Annotated in this window: 9 protein-coding genes; 5 read left to right on the top strand and 4 right to left on the bottom strand. The window is 70.3% G+C overall.

Going from position 1 to position 14296, the window contains the following annotated elements; genetic code table 11:
- Nucleotides 1-154: 154 nt before the first annotated feature.
- A complete protein-coding gene (locus tag BM060_RS28500) occupies nucleotides 155-502 on the top strand; it encodes a helix-turn-helix domain-containing protein (RefSeq protein WP_074985353.1) in 348 nt (115 codons plus the stop codon).
- A gap of 37 nt (nucleotides 503-539) precedes the next feature.
- On the opposite strand, the gene BM060_RS28495 is transcribed toward BM060_RS28500, so the two are convergent.
- The 3 genes from BM060_RS28495 to BM060_RS28485 form a co-directional block, all read right to left on the bottom strand.
- Nucleotides 540-725, bottom strand: a complete 186-nt coding sequence (locus BM060_RS28495; protein WP_074985405.1) for a hypothetical protein — start codon at nucleotides 723-725, stop codon at nucleotides 540-542.
- Nucleotides 694-1734, bottom strand: a complete 1041-nt coding sequence (locus BM060_RS28490) for a TerC family protein (RefSeq protein ID WP_074985351.1) — start codon at nucleotides 1732-1734, stop codon at nucleotides 694-696. The genes BM060_RS28495 and BM060_RS28490 overlap by 32 nt, the downstream gene beginning before the upstream one ends.
- A 199-nt stretch (nucleotides 1735-1933) precedes the next feature.
- Entirely contained in the window at nucleotides 1934-3313 is a 1380-nt protein-coding gene (locus BM060_RS28485) for a substrate-binding domain-containing protein (RefSeq protein WP_074985349.1), read from the bottom strand.
- 166 nt (nucleotides 3314-3479) lie between these two features.
- Between BM060_RS28485 and BM060_RS28480 the strand changes: the two genes are divergently transcribed.
- Nucleotides 3480-7076, top strand: a complete 3597-nt coding sequence (locus tag BM060_RS28480) for an ATP-binding protein (protein ID WP_074985347.1) — start codon at nucleotides 3480-3482, stop codon at nucleotides 7074-7076.
- Here BM060_RS28480 and xthA read toward each other — a convergent pair whose 3' ends face one another.
- On the bottom strand, nucleotides 7077-7889 hold the full coding sequence (xthA, locus tag BM060_RS28475) for an exodeoxyribonuclease III (RefSeq protein ID WP_074985345.1): 813 nt from the start codon (nucleotides 7887-7889) through the stop codon (nucleotides 7077-7079). It abuts the gene before it with no gap.
- Between the two features lie 149 nt (nucleotides 7890-8038).
- Between xthA and BM060_RS28470 the strand changes: the two genes are divergently transcribed.
- The 3 genes from BM060_RS28470 (at nucleotide 8039) to BM060_RS28460 (ending at nucleotide 14161) form a co-directional block, all read left to right on the top strand.
- Complete coding sequence (locus tag BM060_RS28470; protein WP_061561340.1) at nucleotides 8039-8686, top strand: GNAT family N-acetyltransferase; 648 nt, start codon at nucleotides 8039-8041, stop codon at nucleotides 8684-8686.
- A 115-nt stretch (nucleotides 8687-8801) separates the two neighbouring features.
- Nucleotides 8802-10499: an autotransporter assembly complex protein TamA gene (locus BM060_RS28465; protein ID WP_135500015.1), complete on the top strand. Its 1698-nt coding sequence runs from the start codon at nucleotides 8802-8804 to the stop codon at nucleotides 10497-10499.
- Nucleotides 10496-14161: a translocation/assembly module TamB domain-containing protein gene (locus BM060_RS28460; RefSeq protein WP_074985340.1), complete on the top strand. Its 3666-nt coding sequence runs from the start codon at nucleotides 10496-10498 to the stop codon at nucleotides 14159-14161. The genes BM060_RS28465 and BM060_RS28460 overlap by 4 nt, the downstream gene beginning before the upstream one ends.
- The last annotated feature ends 135 nt before the right edge of the window (nucleotides 14162-14296 follow it).

Raw genomic sequence — 14296 nt, 5'->3', positions numbered from 1 at the left:
TCAGCCCTATCCTGTTCTCCCGTGAAAAGGAAAGTCAATTAGTCAATGATCTATTAAGAAACATTTGTAGACGTCATGCGTCCTTCAGCCGCACGCAAGCTCCCCTGAAAATGGCTTGAGGCGTTATATCGGATGATGTATGAGGTCAATTCGCATGAAAGGTCGGAACGTGGTCCATGAAGTCGGCGCAGCCATCGCCAACCGCCGCAGGGCCAAGGGGCTGACGCAGGCACAGATAGCAGAGGGGATAGGGGTGGAGAAGGAAACCATCAGCCGCATGGAGAACGGCGTGATATCGCCGACGTTGCATCGCCTGGGACAGATCGCGGAAATCCTCGAATGCCCGCTGAGCGACCTCTTCCGCAAGGACTCGATCGACGTCGCCGAGCAGGCCGAGGCCATCGGCGACCTGCTTCAGGAGCTGGCGGAAAGCGAGCGGGTGCTGGTGGTGAACCTGATCGGCGAGATCGTCAAGGTGCTCAAGGGTCGGCGCAGCCACTAGCGCCGCTGCGAGCGCCCCGCCGGCGGCGGGCGGGGGCTCAGGTGCGTTCGTTGGGTTCGTCTTCGCCGTGCTGCTGCCACCACTGGCGGCGCACATGCAACTGGGCGGCGAAGGCGCGGGCCAGGGATTCCTGGGAAAAGCGCAGGCCGCGGTGGCCCAGGCGCACCAGCCACCAGGGCCGGCCCTGGACTTCAATGGCCTCGATCTTCACCTCGTCCTGCATGCAGGGTCTCCCGGCTGACGATTTCCAGCTCCTGCTCGCCTGCCTTGCGCGTCTTGAGCAGTGACAGCAGTATGCCACCAGCGAGCAGGCCGAAGGTTACCCCAAGCGAGAGCACGGCGGGAACCTTGCCGATGAAGCCGTGGGCGAAGATCTTCGCGCCGATGAACACCAGCACCAGGGCCAGGGCGTACTTCAGGTAGACGAAGCGGTGGATCATCGCCGCCAGCGAGAAGTACAGGGCGCGCAGGCCGAGGATGGCGAAGATGTTCGAGGTGTAGACGATGAACGGGTCCTTGGTGATGGCGAAGATCGCCGGCACGCTGTCCACCGCGAACACCACGTCGGCCAGCTCGATGAGGATCAGCGCCAGGAACAGCGGGGTGGCGAAGCGCACCAGCTTGCCTGAGGCGTCCGGCTTGCGCACGAAGAAGTGGTGCTCGTGGAGCTGCTCGGTGACGCGGATGTGCTTGCGCAAAAAGCGCAGCACCGGGTTGTTGGCCAGGTCGGGTTCTTCCTCGTGCTTGACCAGCAGCATCTTCACGCCGCTGAACAGCAGGAAGGCGCCGAACACGTACATGATCCACTCGAACTCGCTGACCAGCGCGGCGCCCAGGCCGATCATGATGGCGCGCATGACGATGGCGCCGAGGATGCCCCAGAACAGCACCTGATGCTGGTAGCGGCGGGGGATGCCGAAGAAGCCGAAGATCATCGCCATGACGAACACGTTGTCCATCGACAGCGACTGCTCCACCAGGAAGCCGGTGTAGTACTCCATGGCGCTGGTGGCGCCGAACTCGTACCAGACGAAGCCGCCGAAGGCCAGGCCGCAGCTGAAGTAGCCGGCCGAGAGCAGCAGGCTCTCGCGCACGCCGATCTCGTGGTGGTCGCGCTGCAGCACGCCTAGGTCGAGGAACAGGAGGAGGATGACGATGGCCAGGAACAGCAGCCAGAACCAGGCGGCGGTGCCGAGGAAGGGGGTGTTGAGGAAATCCAATAGGGGTGCCATGCGGGCCCTCTCTTGCTGTCGTTGTCGAAAGTGACTCCGACATGGCGGTCAGCGACCGTCAGAGGGGCCCGGCGTCACGGCGGGAAAAATAACAGAGCGTGGTCGCGAGGCAAGCGGGGGAAGGTAACAAGTTCCTACGACCCATTCACTCCTACATTAACAGCCTAGACCAGGGCCGGGCGCCTTGGGCTGCCTTGGGTCAGTACACCCAGACCTCCACGCGGCGGTTCTTCACCCGGCCTTCCTGGTCGTCGTTGGCCGCCACCGGCAGGGCCGCGCCCATGCCTTCGATGCCGTGGAAGACCACGCCTTCCTTGGCCAGTTCGCGGCGCACCGCCATGGCCCGCAGCTTGGACAGCAGCTGCGCGCGGGCCGGGTCCTGGCGGGCGTCGCCGAAGCCGACCAGCACCGCCTTGCCGTCGAGCTTGTCGTGCTGGCGCAGGTAGGCCAGCAGGCGCTCGACGTCGCGCTGGGCCTTGTTGTCCAGGGTGGCGCTGCCCTCGTGGAAGCGGAAGTTCAGCGACAGCCGCCGGGCCTCGCGGGCCAAGGCCTTGTACTGCTCGGGCATGCCCTCGGCGGGCTGCACGCGCATGGCCTGCACGCGCTGGCCGACGAAGCCGCTGCCGCTGACCAGGGCCTGGCCACGGTCGCCCTGGGCGAACTGCACCAGGGCCTGGGCCCAGGGGTTGCGCTCGTTGGGCTTGATGTAGAGGTACAGGCGGCGCGACAGCGGGTAGTCCTCGGTGGCGATGCTGCCGGGGGAGGGCAGCATCGCCCGCGACTCGCCGTCGGCGATGGCCAGGGCGCGCGCCTTGAGCACCGAGGCCAGGCCGACGAAGCCGATGCCCTGCGGGTCCGCGGCGACCTTGGCCGACAGCGCGTCGCTGGATTCGAAGCGTTGGGCGGAGGCGGCCAGGGGCTTGCCGTGGCTGGCCAGCACCAGTTCCTTGAAGGTGTCGAAGGTGCCGGAGTTGTCGTCGCGGGCGTACAGGTGGATGGCGCCGCCGCGGCCGCCGAGTTCTTCCCAGGTCGTCACCTCGCCGGCGAAGACCTGGGCCAACTGGGCGGTGGTCAGTTCGCGCAGCGGGTTGTCCGGGTGCACGACGATGGCCAGGCCGTCGATGCCGATCACCTGCTCGGCCTTGGCGCCGCGCAGGTTGCCCGAGGCGGACAGCGCCACGGCCTCGGCGTCCTTGATCGGCCGCGAGGCGGCGGCGATCTCGGCGCTGCCGTCCTTCAGCGCGGCGAAGCCGGTGCTGCTGCCGTGGGCGGCTACCTCCACCACGACGTCGCGGCCCTGGGCGTCGCGGGCGCGGACCCGCGTTTCGTTCTGCGCCTGGCCGGGCTCGGCGAGGATGGCCTTGTAGCCCTGTTCCAGCAGCAGCCCCTTCACCAGTTCCGGCAGCAGGTGCGCGCCTATGGTGTTGGAGCCCTGGATGCGCAGCACCGGCTGGCCCTCCGGGGCGGCGGGCAGGGCGGCGAAGGCGTGCCAGGGCAGGGCGTAGCAGACGAAGGCGATGATCAGCCAGGCGAGGGTGACGGGCCAGGCGTCCTTGTCGTGGCGCGTGAAGTGCGGCATCGGTGATTCCAGGGCGGTTGCGGACGAGGCCGGGAGCATAGGCGGGCAAGGTTTCAGTGCGGTGACGCCGGGCCTTGCGGGCGCGCCGGGTGGGCGCCGCCGCTTTGGCTATAGTCATTCAGCAGCGGTCCGTCCGGGCTGCCGAGCCATTCCCGCAAGGAGCGCCATGTCCCCAGTACGCGGCCTCATCCTCTGCTCTGCCCTGCTGCTGGGCGCGGCGCCGGCCCTGGCCGTCGACCAGCCGCCGCTGCAACCGCTGACCCTCTCCGGCTACAGCGCGCACATGCCCAATAGCTGGCTGAGCCCCGCCGAGCGGGACTGGCTGGCGCAGCGCGGCCCGCTGCGCGTCGGCGTGGCGCAGGTCGACCGGCCGCCGCTGCAGATCGTCGGCGGCGGCCGCCTGGAGGGCGTCAGCGCCGACTACCTGGGGCTGCTGGCCGGCAGCTACCAGCGCGTCTATGCCTACCCCTCGCGGGAGGCGGCGCTGGAGGCGCTGCGCAAGGGCGAGATCGACATGGTCTGCGGTGGCACCGCCAGCGAGGCCGAGGCCCGCGGCCTGCTGCTCAGCCGCGCCTACCTGCAGGACCAGCCGGTGCTGGTCAGCGACGATGCCCGCCCGTTCGACGCCAGCCGCCCCGGCACCACCCTCGCGCTGGTGGCCGACTACCTGCGCCTGGCCCAGGTGCAGGCGGCCTATCCCAACAGCCGCGTCCTGCTCTTCGCCTCGCCGCTGCGGGCCCTGGAGGCGCTGAGCCTGGGCAACGTCGACGGCATGCTCGGCGATGCGCTGTCGGTGCACTACCTGATCAACATGAACTACCTGTTCAACCTGCGCATCGACAACTTCGCGCCGCTGGAGAGCGCCGGTTTCGGCTTCCTCATGCGGCCCGGCGAGGAGCGCCTGCTCGGCCTGGTGGACCGCGGCCTGGCGCGCATCGACGTGCAGCGCAACGAGGAGATCCTGCGCCGCTGGAGCGCCGGCGAGCGCCTGCGCCTGGGCGGCCAGCGGGTGGTGCTGACGCCGCGGGAAAACCGCTGGCTGGCCGAGCACCCGCGGGTGCCGGTGGTGGTCAACCGCCACAGCGGCTCGCTGGCCCAGGCCGACGCCGACGGGCGCGTCAGCGGCATCGCCCGCGATTACCTGGACCTGCTGGGCCAGCGCTCCGGCCTGCGCTTCGCCTATGCCGCGGTGGACGACTACGCCGACGTGTTCCGCGAGCTGCACGCCGGGCGCGCCTGGCTGACGCCGGTGGTGCCGCCGAGCAACGAGGGCCTGGCGCTGCTGCCGCCCTACCTGCGGGCCACCATGCTCCTGGTGATGCGCAAGGACGCGGCGGCCGTCCACGACCTCCACGACCTGGCCGGCAAGCGCGTGTCCATCGCCATCGACCCCTACCTCAACCGCGCGCTGATCGAGCGCTACCCGGACACCCGCCTGGAGTCGGCGGGCAACCAGCGCCAGGCCCTGCGCGAGGTGGCCGAGCAGCGCAGCGAGGCGGCCGTCAGCACCCTGTTCAGCGCCCGCGCGCTGATCGCCGGCGAGTTCAAGGACAGCCTCAAGGTCGCCGGCATACTCGAAGACCTGAGCACCCCCTTCAGCATCGGCGTGCGCCCGGACCAGCCGGAGCTCTACTCCATCCTGGAGAAGGCCCAGCTGTCGGTGGACCCGGAGGAGGTGGCCGAGTTGGTGCGGCGCTGGGAACCGCGCCTGGCCTCCGGCGGCGGCGACTTCTGGGCCGAGCACCGCCAGGCGATCCTCAGCGGCGCCGCGCTGGCCGGCGCGCTGGTGCTGCTGTCGCTGGTCTGGGGCTTCTACCTCAACCGCCAGGTGCTGCGCACGCGGCGCGCCGAGCGGCGCCTGGGCGCCCAGGTGGGGCTGCTCAACGAATTGATCGAGGCGCTGCCCAACCCGGTCTACCGCCTCGACCGCGAGGGCCACCTGGACCTCTGCAACCAGGCCATGCTGCGCATGTTCGACGCGCGCCTGGAGGACTGCCTGGGCAAGGCCATCGGCGAGCTGGGCTGGTTCCCCGAGGAGGAGGCCGAGCGCCTGATGCAGGTGCACCGCCAGCAGGTGACCGACGGCGAGATGCCGGCGCCGGGCGACTACGTGCTGCGCCTGCGCGACGGCGATCACTACGTCTACCACTGGGCGGTGGCCCAGCACGATGGCGACGGCGTGGTGCAGGGCGTGATCGGTGGCTGGGTCGACCTGACCGAGCGCCAGCAACTGATCAACCAGCTGGAGCGCGAGCGGCAGCGCGCGGACCAGGCCAGCGCCGCCAAGAGCCAGTTCCTCTCGACCATGAGCCACGAGATCCGCACGCCGATGAACGCCATCGTCGGCCTGCAGGAACTGGTGCTGGAAAAGGCCCGCGGCGGCGTGCTCGACCGCGAGGCGCTGGAAGTGGCGCAGGACGCCGCGCGGGCCCTGCTGATGCTGATCGGCAACGTGCTGGACCTGGCGCGCATCGAATCCGGGCGCATCGACTCCACGCCGCAGCCGGCGCTGCTGCGCCGCGAGATCGAAGGCGCGGTGGCGCTGTTCGCCGGCCTGGCCACGCAGAAGGGCCTGGGCCTGGACCTGGAGACCGAGGGCGAGCTGGACCGCTGGGTGCTGCTGGATGCGCTGCGCTTCAAGCAGGTGCTGTTCAACCTGCTGAACAACGCAGTGAAGTTCACCGAGCGCGGCGGCGTGCGCGTGCGGGCCAGCGCCCAGCGCCAGGGCGAGCGCCTGGAGCTGCTGGTGGAGGTGATCGACAGCGGCATCGGCATTTCCGCCGAGGACCAGGCCCGGCTGTTCCAGCCCTTCGTCCAGGTGGAGCCGGGCGCCAGGGGCCAGGGCACCGGCCTGGGCCTGCACATCAGCCAGCGCCTGGTGCAGCTGATGGGCGGCGCCTTCGGCCTGCGCAGCGAGCCCGGCCAGGGTTCCTGCTTCAGCGTGCGCCTGCCGCTGGCGCTCACCGAGGCGCCGCCGGACGCCACGCAACCGGGCGCCAGCGCCAGCGCCACGGGCGCGCTGCGGGTGCTGGCGGTGGACGATCACCCGGCCAACCGCATGGTGTTCCACCAGCAACTGGCGCACCTGGGCCACAGCGCCACCCTGGCGGCTGGCGGCGAGGAGGGCTGGCAGGCCTGGCTGGCCGGCGACTTCGATGCGGTCATCAGCGATTGCCGGATGCCCGGCGTCGACGGCTACGAGCTGAGCCGGCGCATCCGCGCCCACGAGCGGGAGCAAGGGCGGCGGCGCTGCCGGGTGATCGGCGCCACGGCCAACGCCCAGGAGGAAGAAGTGCAGCGCTGCCGCGACGCCGGCATGGACCAGGTGCTGTTCAAGCCGCTGACCCTCGACATGCTGGCCCAGGCGCTGGCCGGCGCGCAGCGCATGGCGCCGGCCGGGCTGGCCGAGCCGGCCGCCGAGGCGACCTTCGACCTGCGCGGCCTGTTCGGCCCGCAGCCGCTGGAGAGCGAGGCGGCGCGGGAGTTCGTGCGGACCCTGGCGCAGGCCAATGCCGGCGACATCGAGCAACTGCACCAGGCCCGCAGCCGCGGCGACCGCAAGGCGCTGGGCGACCTGGCGCACCGCCTGGCCGGCGCCGCGGCGATCATCGGCGCCGCCGAGGCGGAAGGGCATTGCCGCGCCCTGCAGAGAATCTGCGAAGGCGACGGCGAAGGGTTGGAAGCGCGCCTGGGCCAGGCCGACGCGGCGCTGGCCGCACTGCAGCGCGCGCTGGCCGACTGGCTGGCGCGCGCCGCTGGCTGATCAGCTCAGCTTGAGCCAGATGGGCGCGTGGTCGGAGGGCTTTTCCATGCCGCGGATCTGGTAGTCGATGCCGGCATCGGCCAGGCGCGGGCGCAGCGCCTCGGAGGCGAGGATGACGTCGATGCGCAGGCCGCGCTTGGGCTCGTCCTCGAAGCCGCGGCTACGGTAGTCGAACCAGCTGAAGCGGTCGTCCACCTGCGGGTGCAGCTGGCGGAAGCTGTCCACCAGGCCCCAGGCCTTGAGCTTGCCCAGCCACTCGCGCTCCTCGGGGAGGAAGCTGCACTTGCCGGTGCGCAGCCAGCGCTTGCGGTTCTCCTCGCCGATGCCGATGTCGCAGTCTTCCGGCGAGATGTTGATGTCGCCCATGATCACCAGGCGCTGCTCGGGCTTGAACTGGTTCTCCAGCAACTGCTGCAGGTCGGCGTAGAAGCGCTGCTTGGCGGGGAACTTCACCGGGTGCTCGCGGCTTTCGCCCTGGGGGAAGTAGCCGTTCATCACGGTGATCGGCTGGCCGTCGGCGTCGGCGAAGGTGCCCCAGATGAAGCGGCGCTGGGCATCCTCGCCGTCGTTGGGGAAGCCGTAGCGGATTTCCAGCGGCGCCTGGCGCGAGAGCAGGGCCACGCCGTAGTGGCCCTTCTGGCCGTGGAAGTGCACCTGGTAGCCCAGGGCCTCGATCTCTTCGCGGGGGAACTGGTCGTCGGCGACCTTGGTTTCCTGCAGGCCGATGACGTCGGGCTGGTGCGTCTCGACGATCGCCTTGAGTTGGGCGGGGCGGGCACGCAAGCCATTGATATTGAAAGAGACGATTTTCATCCGCAGCGTCCTGGGCAAAGTGACGATGCTAGCCGCTGGCGCCGGCAGCGGCAAATGCCGCGACGGCCCGGCTGCGTTCGCTGGCGGTGCGGGCGCGGCGCTGCTAGGGTTCGGCTCTGGGCCCAAACACGATAACAAGAGGTGTCCGCATGCCTGAGACGCTCGCCGAAGTCCGCCTGCTGGGCGATTCCTACGCCCGGGAAATCCGCTCGCTGCTCTACCACGCCTACCGCCACGAGCCGACCTTCGCCTACCTGTTCGAAAGCGACCGCCCCGGCTTCGACCAGCGGGTGCGCGCCACCGTGCGCGAGCTGACCAACCGGCATCTGTCCGAGGACCTGCCGGTGCTCGGCCTGGTGATCGACGAGCGCCTGGTGGCGGTGGCGCTGATCGCCCCGCCGCAACGCCGCCTGGACATCACCGACAGCTGGGCCTGGCGCATGCGCATGCTGCTCACCACCGGCTTCCGCTGCACGCGGCGCTACCTGGCCTACCACGAGGCCGTGCTCGGCTGCCTGCCGCCGGGGCCCTACCACGTGCTGCCGCTGCTGGGCGTGCACCCGGAATTCCAGGGCCGCCACCTCGGCGAACAACTGCTCGACGCCCTGCATGCCTGGTGCGTCGACGACGTGGATTCCCAGGGCCTGGTGCTGGACACCGGCAACGCCCGCTACCTGGATTTCTACCGCCGCCACGGCTACGAGGAGGTGGGCGAAGTGGCGCTGGGGCCGCTGCGCGAACACGTGCTGTTCCACCCCAATCCGCAGCCGGAAGCGCGCCTGGCCCGCGAGGGCTGATAGCCCCTCGCCATTGCGCAAAGCCGCGGCGCAGGGGCCGCGGCGCTGGATTGTCACGGCCATCGTGCTAGCATCTCGCGCCATGAGACTCCAAGGAACGATTCGGCTAGCGCTGATGGGCCTGCTGTGCTGGATCGGCGCGGCTGTGGCAGCGGAAAGCCAGCTCGATGTACGTATCGACCCCGCCAGCTCGGCGCTCAAGGCCAATATCGAGGCCTACGTGGGCAGCGTCGAGGGGCGCGACGAAACCGCCCTGCGACGCCTGCGTCGCACGGTCCAGCAGCAGGCCGTGCAGGCCGCCCAGGCGCTGGGCTACTACCAGGCGCGCATCCGCGCGCGGGTGCGTGGCGACGCCAAGAACCCGCGCCTGCGCATCGACGTCTCGCCCGGCGAGCCGGTGAAGCTGCGCACGGTCGACATCCGCATTGAGGGGCCGGCGGCTAAGCTGAAGAGCTTCCGAGTGCCCGGCGGCGATACTTTGAAGCCCGGCGCGCAGCTCAACCACGGCACCTACGAGGACGCCAAGCGGCTGATCCAGAACCAGGCCTCGCGCTTCGGCTTCTTCCGCGGCCAGTTCACCCGCCAGCAACTGCGCGTCGACCCCGAGGCCGGGGTGGCCGACATCGAGCTGGTCTACGCCAGCGGCCCGCGCTTCGCCCTCGGCGCGGTCAGCTTCAGCGGCGACTACCCCTTCGACGAGGAACTGCTGCGGCGCATGGTGCCCTTCCGGCAGGGCGAGGCCTACGACTCCGAACTCATCGCCGACCTCAACCAGGCCCTGCAGTCCAGCGGCTACTTCGACGGCGTGCGCGTCGACGCCTCGCCGCTGCAGGCCAAGGGCGCGAGCATCCCGGTGGCGGTCCACCTCACCGCGCGCAAGCCGCGCTCGCTCGGCGTCGGCCTGGGCTTCTCCACCGACGTGGGGCCGCGCGCCAAGTTCAGCTGGACGCGCCACTGGGTCAACCCCCAGGGCCACAGCCTGGGCACCGAGGCCGAAGTCTCCGGGCCGCGGCAGAACGTCGGCGCCTGGTACGAGGTGCCGCTGGACCCGCCGCTGACCGACAAGCTGCGCTTCACCACCGGCTACCAGAACGAAGACCTGGTGGACACCGAGAGCAAGCAGTTCACCCTCGGCGGCGAATGGCTGCGCAAGCTGCCCAGCGGCTGGCAGCGCTCGTTCTCCCTGGGCTGGCTGCACGAGGAATACCTGTTGGGCGACGACTCGGGCAACAGCAGCTTCCTCATGCCCGGCTTCGGCTATTCCATCCTGCACGCCGACAACAAGGTCGACCCCCACCAGGGCTACCGCCTGCAACTGGAGACCAAGGTGGCCAAGGAGGGCCTGCTGGCCGACGCCGACCTGGCCCACGTCAGCGCCATGGCCAAGGGCCTGACCACCTTCGCCGGCGGCCACCGCCTGCTCGGCCGCGCCCAGGTCGGCTTCATCGCCACCAACGACTATTCGAGCATCCCGCCGTCGCTGCGCTTCTTCGCCGGCGGCGACCAGAGCGTGCGCGGCTACGACTACCAGACGCTGTCGCCGAAGAACTCCCAGGGCGACCGCATCGGCGGGCGCTACATGGTCGCCGGCAGCGTAGAATACCAGTACCCGCTGGCCGAAAAATGGCGCCTGGCGACCTTCATCGACCAGGGCAACTCCTTCAACTCGCTGGACTTCCCCTCGATCAAGACCGGCGTCGGCTTCGGCATCCGCTGGGTGTCGCCGGTGGGGCCGCTGCGCCTGGACCTGGCCGATGGCCTGGACGAGGGCGGTGGCTGGCGCATCCACTTCTCCATGGGGCCCGAGCTGTGAAGCGCCTGCTGAAATACCTGGTGGCCGCGCTGCTCGGCCTGATCCTGCTGCTGGCCGTGGCGCTGGCCGCCATCCTCGGCAGCGAGGCCGGCAGCCGCTGGGCCCTGGGCCTGGTGCCGGGCCTGCAGGTGCAGGGCTATGCCGGCCGGCTGGGCGGCGCCTGGCAGGCCGAGCGCCTGGCCTGGAGCGACGGCGCCACCGAGCTGGAGGTCGAGCGGCCGCAGTTCGCCTGGTCGCCCGCCTGCCTGCTGCAAGGCGCGCTGTGCATCGACCGCCTGATCGTCGAGCGCGTGCAGCTGCGCCTGGCGCCGGGGCCAGCGGAACCCAGCGAGGGGCCGATCCAGCTGCCGGCGTTGAAACTGCCGCTGGCTGTGCGCCTGGGCGAGGTGCGCCTGGGCAGCTTCCTGCTCGATGGCAACGAACAGGTCAGCAACGTCCAGGCCAGCGCCCACTGGGAAGCCGACGGCCTGCACATCGACGTGCTCAAGGCCGCCCGCGGTGACTTGGCCGTAGACCTGAGCGGCCTGCTCACCCCGCAGGGCAACTGGCCGTTGCAGGCCCAGGGCAGCCTGCGCCTGCCGGCGCCCGGCGAGCAGCCCTGGGCATTGAAGCTGCAGGCCAAGGGCGAACTGCTCGGCCACCTGCTGCTGGAAGCCGACAGCAGCGGCTACCTGCAAGGCCACCTGAGCGGCGACCTGCAACCCCTGGCGGAGAACCTGCCGGCCAGCGCGAAGATCAGCGCCGACGGCTTCCGCGGCGCGGCCGACCTGCCCGACACCCTGGTGCTGAACAAGGTGCAGCTGCAAGCGGCGGGCGACCTGGCCGCCGGCTACCGCATCAACGGTTCGGCCGTGCTACCGGGGGAGGGCGGCGACGTCGCCCTGGCCTTGCAGGGGCGTGTTGACGCCAAGGGTGCGGACATCGCCGCGTTGAACCTCATCGCCGCGCCGGAACAGCGCCTGGGCCTGAGCGGCCGCCTCGACTGGCAGGAGGGCTTCGCCGCCGACGCCAAGCTGGACTGGCTGGACTTCCCCTGGCTGCGCCTGTACCCCATGGAGCCGCCGCCGGTCTCCATGCACCGCCTGCAAGCCGACCTGCAATACCGCGACGAGGCCTACCTGGGCAACTTCGCCGCCGAACTCAGCGGCCCGGCCGGCGCCTTCCAGCTCAGCAGCCCGGTGTCCGGCAACCTCGCCGAGGTGCACCTGCCGTCGCTGCAACTGGTCGCCGGGCAGGGCAAGGCCGAGGGCAGCCTGGGCCTGAAGTTTGCCGACACCCTGGCCTGGGATGCGCAACTGAAGCTGAGCGACTTCGACCCGGCCTACTGGGTCGCCGAACTGCCGGGCAAGCTCGGCGGGCCGCTGAGCAGCCAGGGCAGTTTCAAGAACGGTGTGCTCGCCGTGCAGGCCAACCTCGACCTGCAAGGGCGCCTGCGCGGCCAGCCGGCGGTCTTCAAGACCGCCGCCAACGGCCAGGGCCAGAACTGGAAGGTCGACGGCCTGGAACTGCGCCTGGGCGACAACCGCATCAGCGGCCAGGCCAGCCTCGACCAGCGCCTGGCCGGGCGCCTGGACATCGCCCTGGCGCGCCTGGGCCAGCTCTGGCCGCAATTGCAGGGCCAGCTGAACGGCCGCCTCGACCTGGCCGGCAGCCTCAAGGCGCCCCAGGGCGAGCTGAGCCTCAAGGGCCAGCGCCTGGCCTTCCAGGACAACGGCGTGCGCAGCCTCGACCTCAGCGCCCGCCTCGACGCCGCCCAGCGCGGCCGCCTGGAGCTGCTGGCCGACGGCGTGCGCGCCGGCGACACGCGCCTGGGCCAGTTCAAGGCCAGCGGCCAGGGCGACCTGCAACGCCAGCAGCTCGACCTGTCCCTGCAGGGGCGCCCGCTGGTGCTGGCGCTGGGCTTCGACGGCAGCTGGAACGGCCGCGACTGGCGCGGCCGCCTGGCCAAGGGCGAAATCCACAGCGGCGGCCAGGACTGGCGTCTGCAGCAGCCGGCGCGCCTGGAGCGCCTGGCCGACGGCCGCCTGAACCTGGGTGCGCACTGCTGGGCCTCCGGCCCGGCCAGCCTCTGCGGCGGCGAACAGCGCCTGCTGCCGGAGCCGCAGCTGCGCTGGCAACTGCGCGACTTCCCGCTGGACAGCCTGGCGCGCTGGCTGCCCGAGGACTTCGCCTGGCAGGGCAAGCTCAACGGCGACGTCAAGCTCGACCTGCCGGCCCGCGGCCCCAACGGCAACATCCTGCTGGACGCCGGCGCCGGCACCCTGCGCCTGAAAGAACAGGACCAGTGGCTCGACTTCCCCTACCAGAGCCTGCGCCTGGAAAGCCGCCTGACGCCCTCCCGCATCGACAGCAGCCTGCAGTTCCACGGCAACAAGCTCGGCACCCTGGACGCCCAGGCGGTGCTCGACCCGCGGCCGAAGAACAAGCCGCTGAGCGGCAGCTTCACCCTCGCCGGGCTGGACCTGGCGGTGGCGCGGCCCTTCGTGCCCATGGTCGAGACGCTCAAGGGCCGCCTGGACGGCAACGGGCGCATTTCCGGCGGCCTCATGCAGCCGCGCCTGGACGGCGAGCTGCGGCTCTCCGGCGGCGAGCTGTCCGGCGGCGACCTGCCGACGCGCCTGGCCAACCTGCAGGTGCTGGCGCGCATCGCCGGCGAGCGCGTCGACCTCAGCGGCACCTGGAGCGGCGGCGACAAGGGCAACGGCAGCCTGGGCGGCTACCTGGCCTGGAGCCAGGGCCTGGACATGGACCTGGCGGTGCGCGGCACGGACCTGCCGGTGAGCGTCGAGCCCTACGCCAACCTCGAGGTCACCCCGGACCTGGCGCTGCGCATGGCCGACCAGAAGCTCAGCGTTTCCGGCAAGGTGCAGGTGCCGCGCGGGGCCATCGTCATCCGCCAGCTGCCGCCCTCGACGGTGAAGCTCTCCGACGACACCCTGATCGTCGGCGCGCCGCCCAAGGAGCAGGGCGGCCCGCACCTGGCCATGGACGTGGACGTGCTGGTCGGCCAGGACAAGCTGACCTTCAGCGGCTTCGGCCTGAGCGCCGAGCTGGCCGGCCAGGTGCACATCGGCGACGACATGGACACCCGCGGCGAACTGAGCCTGAACAAGGGCCGCTACCGGGCCTACGGGCAGAAACTCAGCATCCGCCGCGCGCGCCTGCTGTTCGCCGGCCCCATCGACCAGCCGTACCTGGACATCGAGGCGATCCGCAAGGTCGACGACGTGATCGCCGGCCTGCGCCTGACCGGCAACGCCGAGCAGCCACGCAGCGAGGTATTCTCGGAGCCGGCGATGAGCCAGGAGCAGGCGCTGTCCTACCTGGTCATGGGCCGTCCGCTGTCCACCGGCGAGGACAGCAACATGCTCGGCGAGGCCGCCCTGGCCCTGGGCCTGGCCGGCAGCGCACCGATCACCGGCGAGGTGGCCAAGCAGTTGGGCATCAAGGACTTCGAGCTGGGCACCGAGGGCACCGGCACCAGCACCAGCGTGGTCGCCAGCGGCCAGCTCTCCGAGCGCCTGAGCCTGCGCTACGGCGTGGGCGTGTTCGAGCCGGCCAACACCATCGCCCTGCGCTACCTGCTGAGCAAGAAGGTCTACCTGGAGGCCGCCAGCGGTTTGGCCAGCTCTTTGGACATCTTCTACAAGCGCGACTTTTAAAGAGCCTGTTCACGATCTCGCGAGCTAGAGCAGAACAAGGCGAAAGCAGGCGAGGGGGCGCAGTTTAGTCCGCTAAATGAGCATCACTCGCCTGCTTTCAACGCAGTTATGCCGACGCGCAGCAGATCGTGAGCA

The sequence above is a fragment of the Pseudomonas citronellolis genome, from assembly GCF_900112375.1.
Classification (GTDB): domain Bacteria; phylum Pseudomonadota; class Gammaproteobacteria; order Pseudomonadales; family Pseudomonadaceae; genus Pseudomonas; species Pseudomonas citronellolis.
The sequence above is the reverse complement of the archived record's forward strand: the minus strand, read 5'-3'. Positions and strand labels throughout refer to the sequence as shown.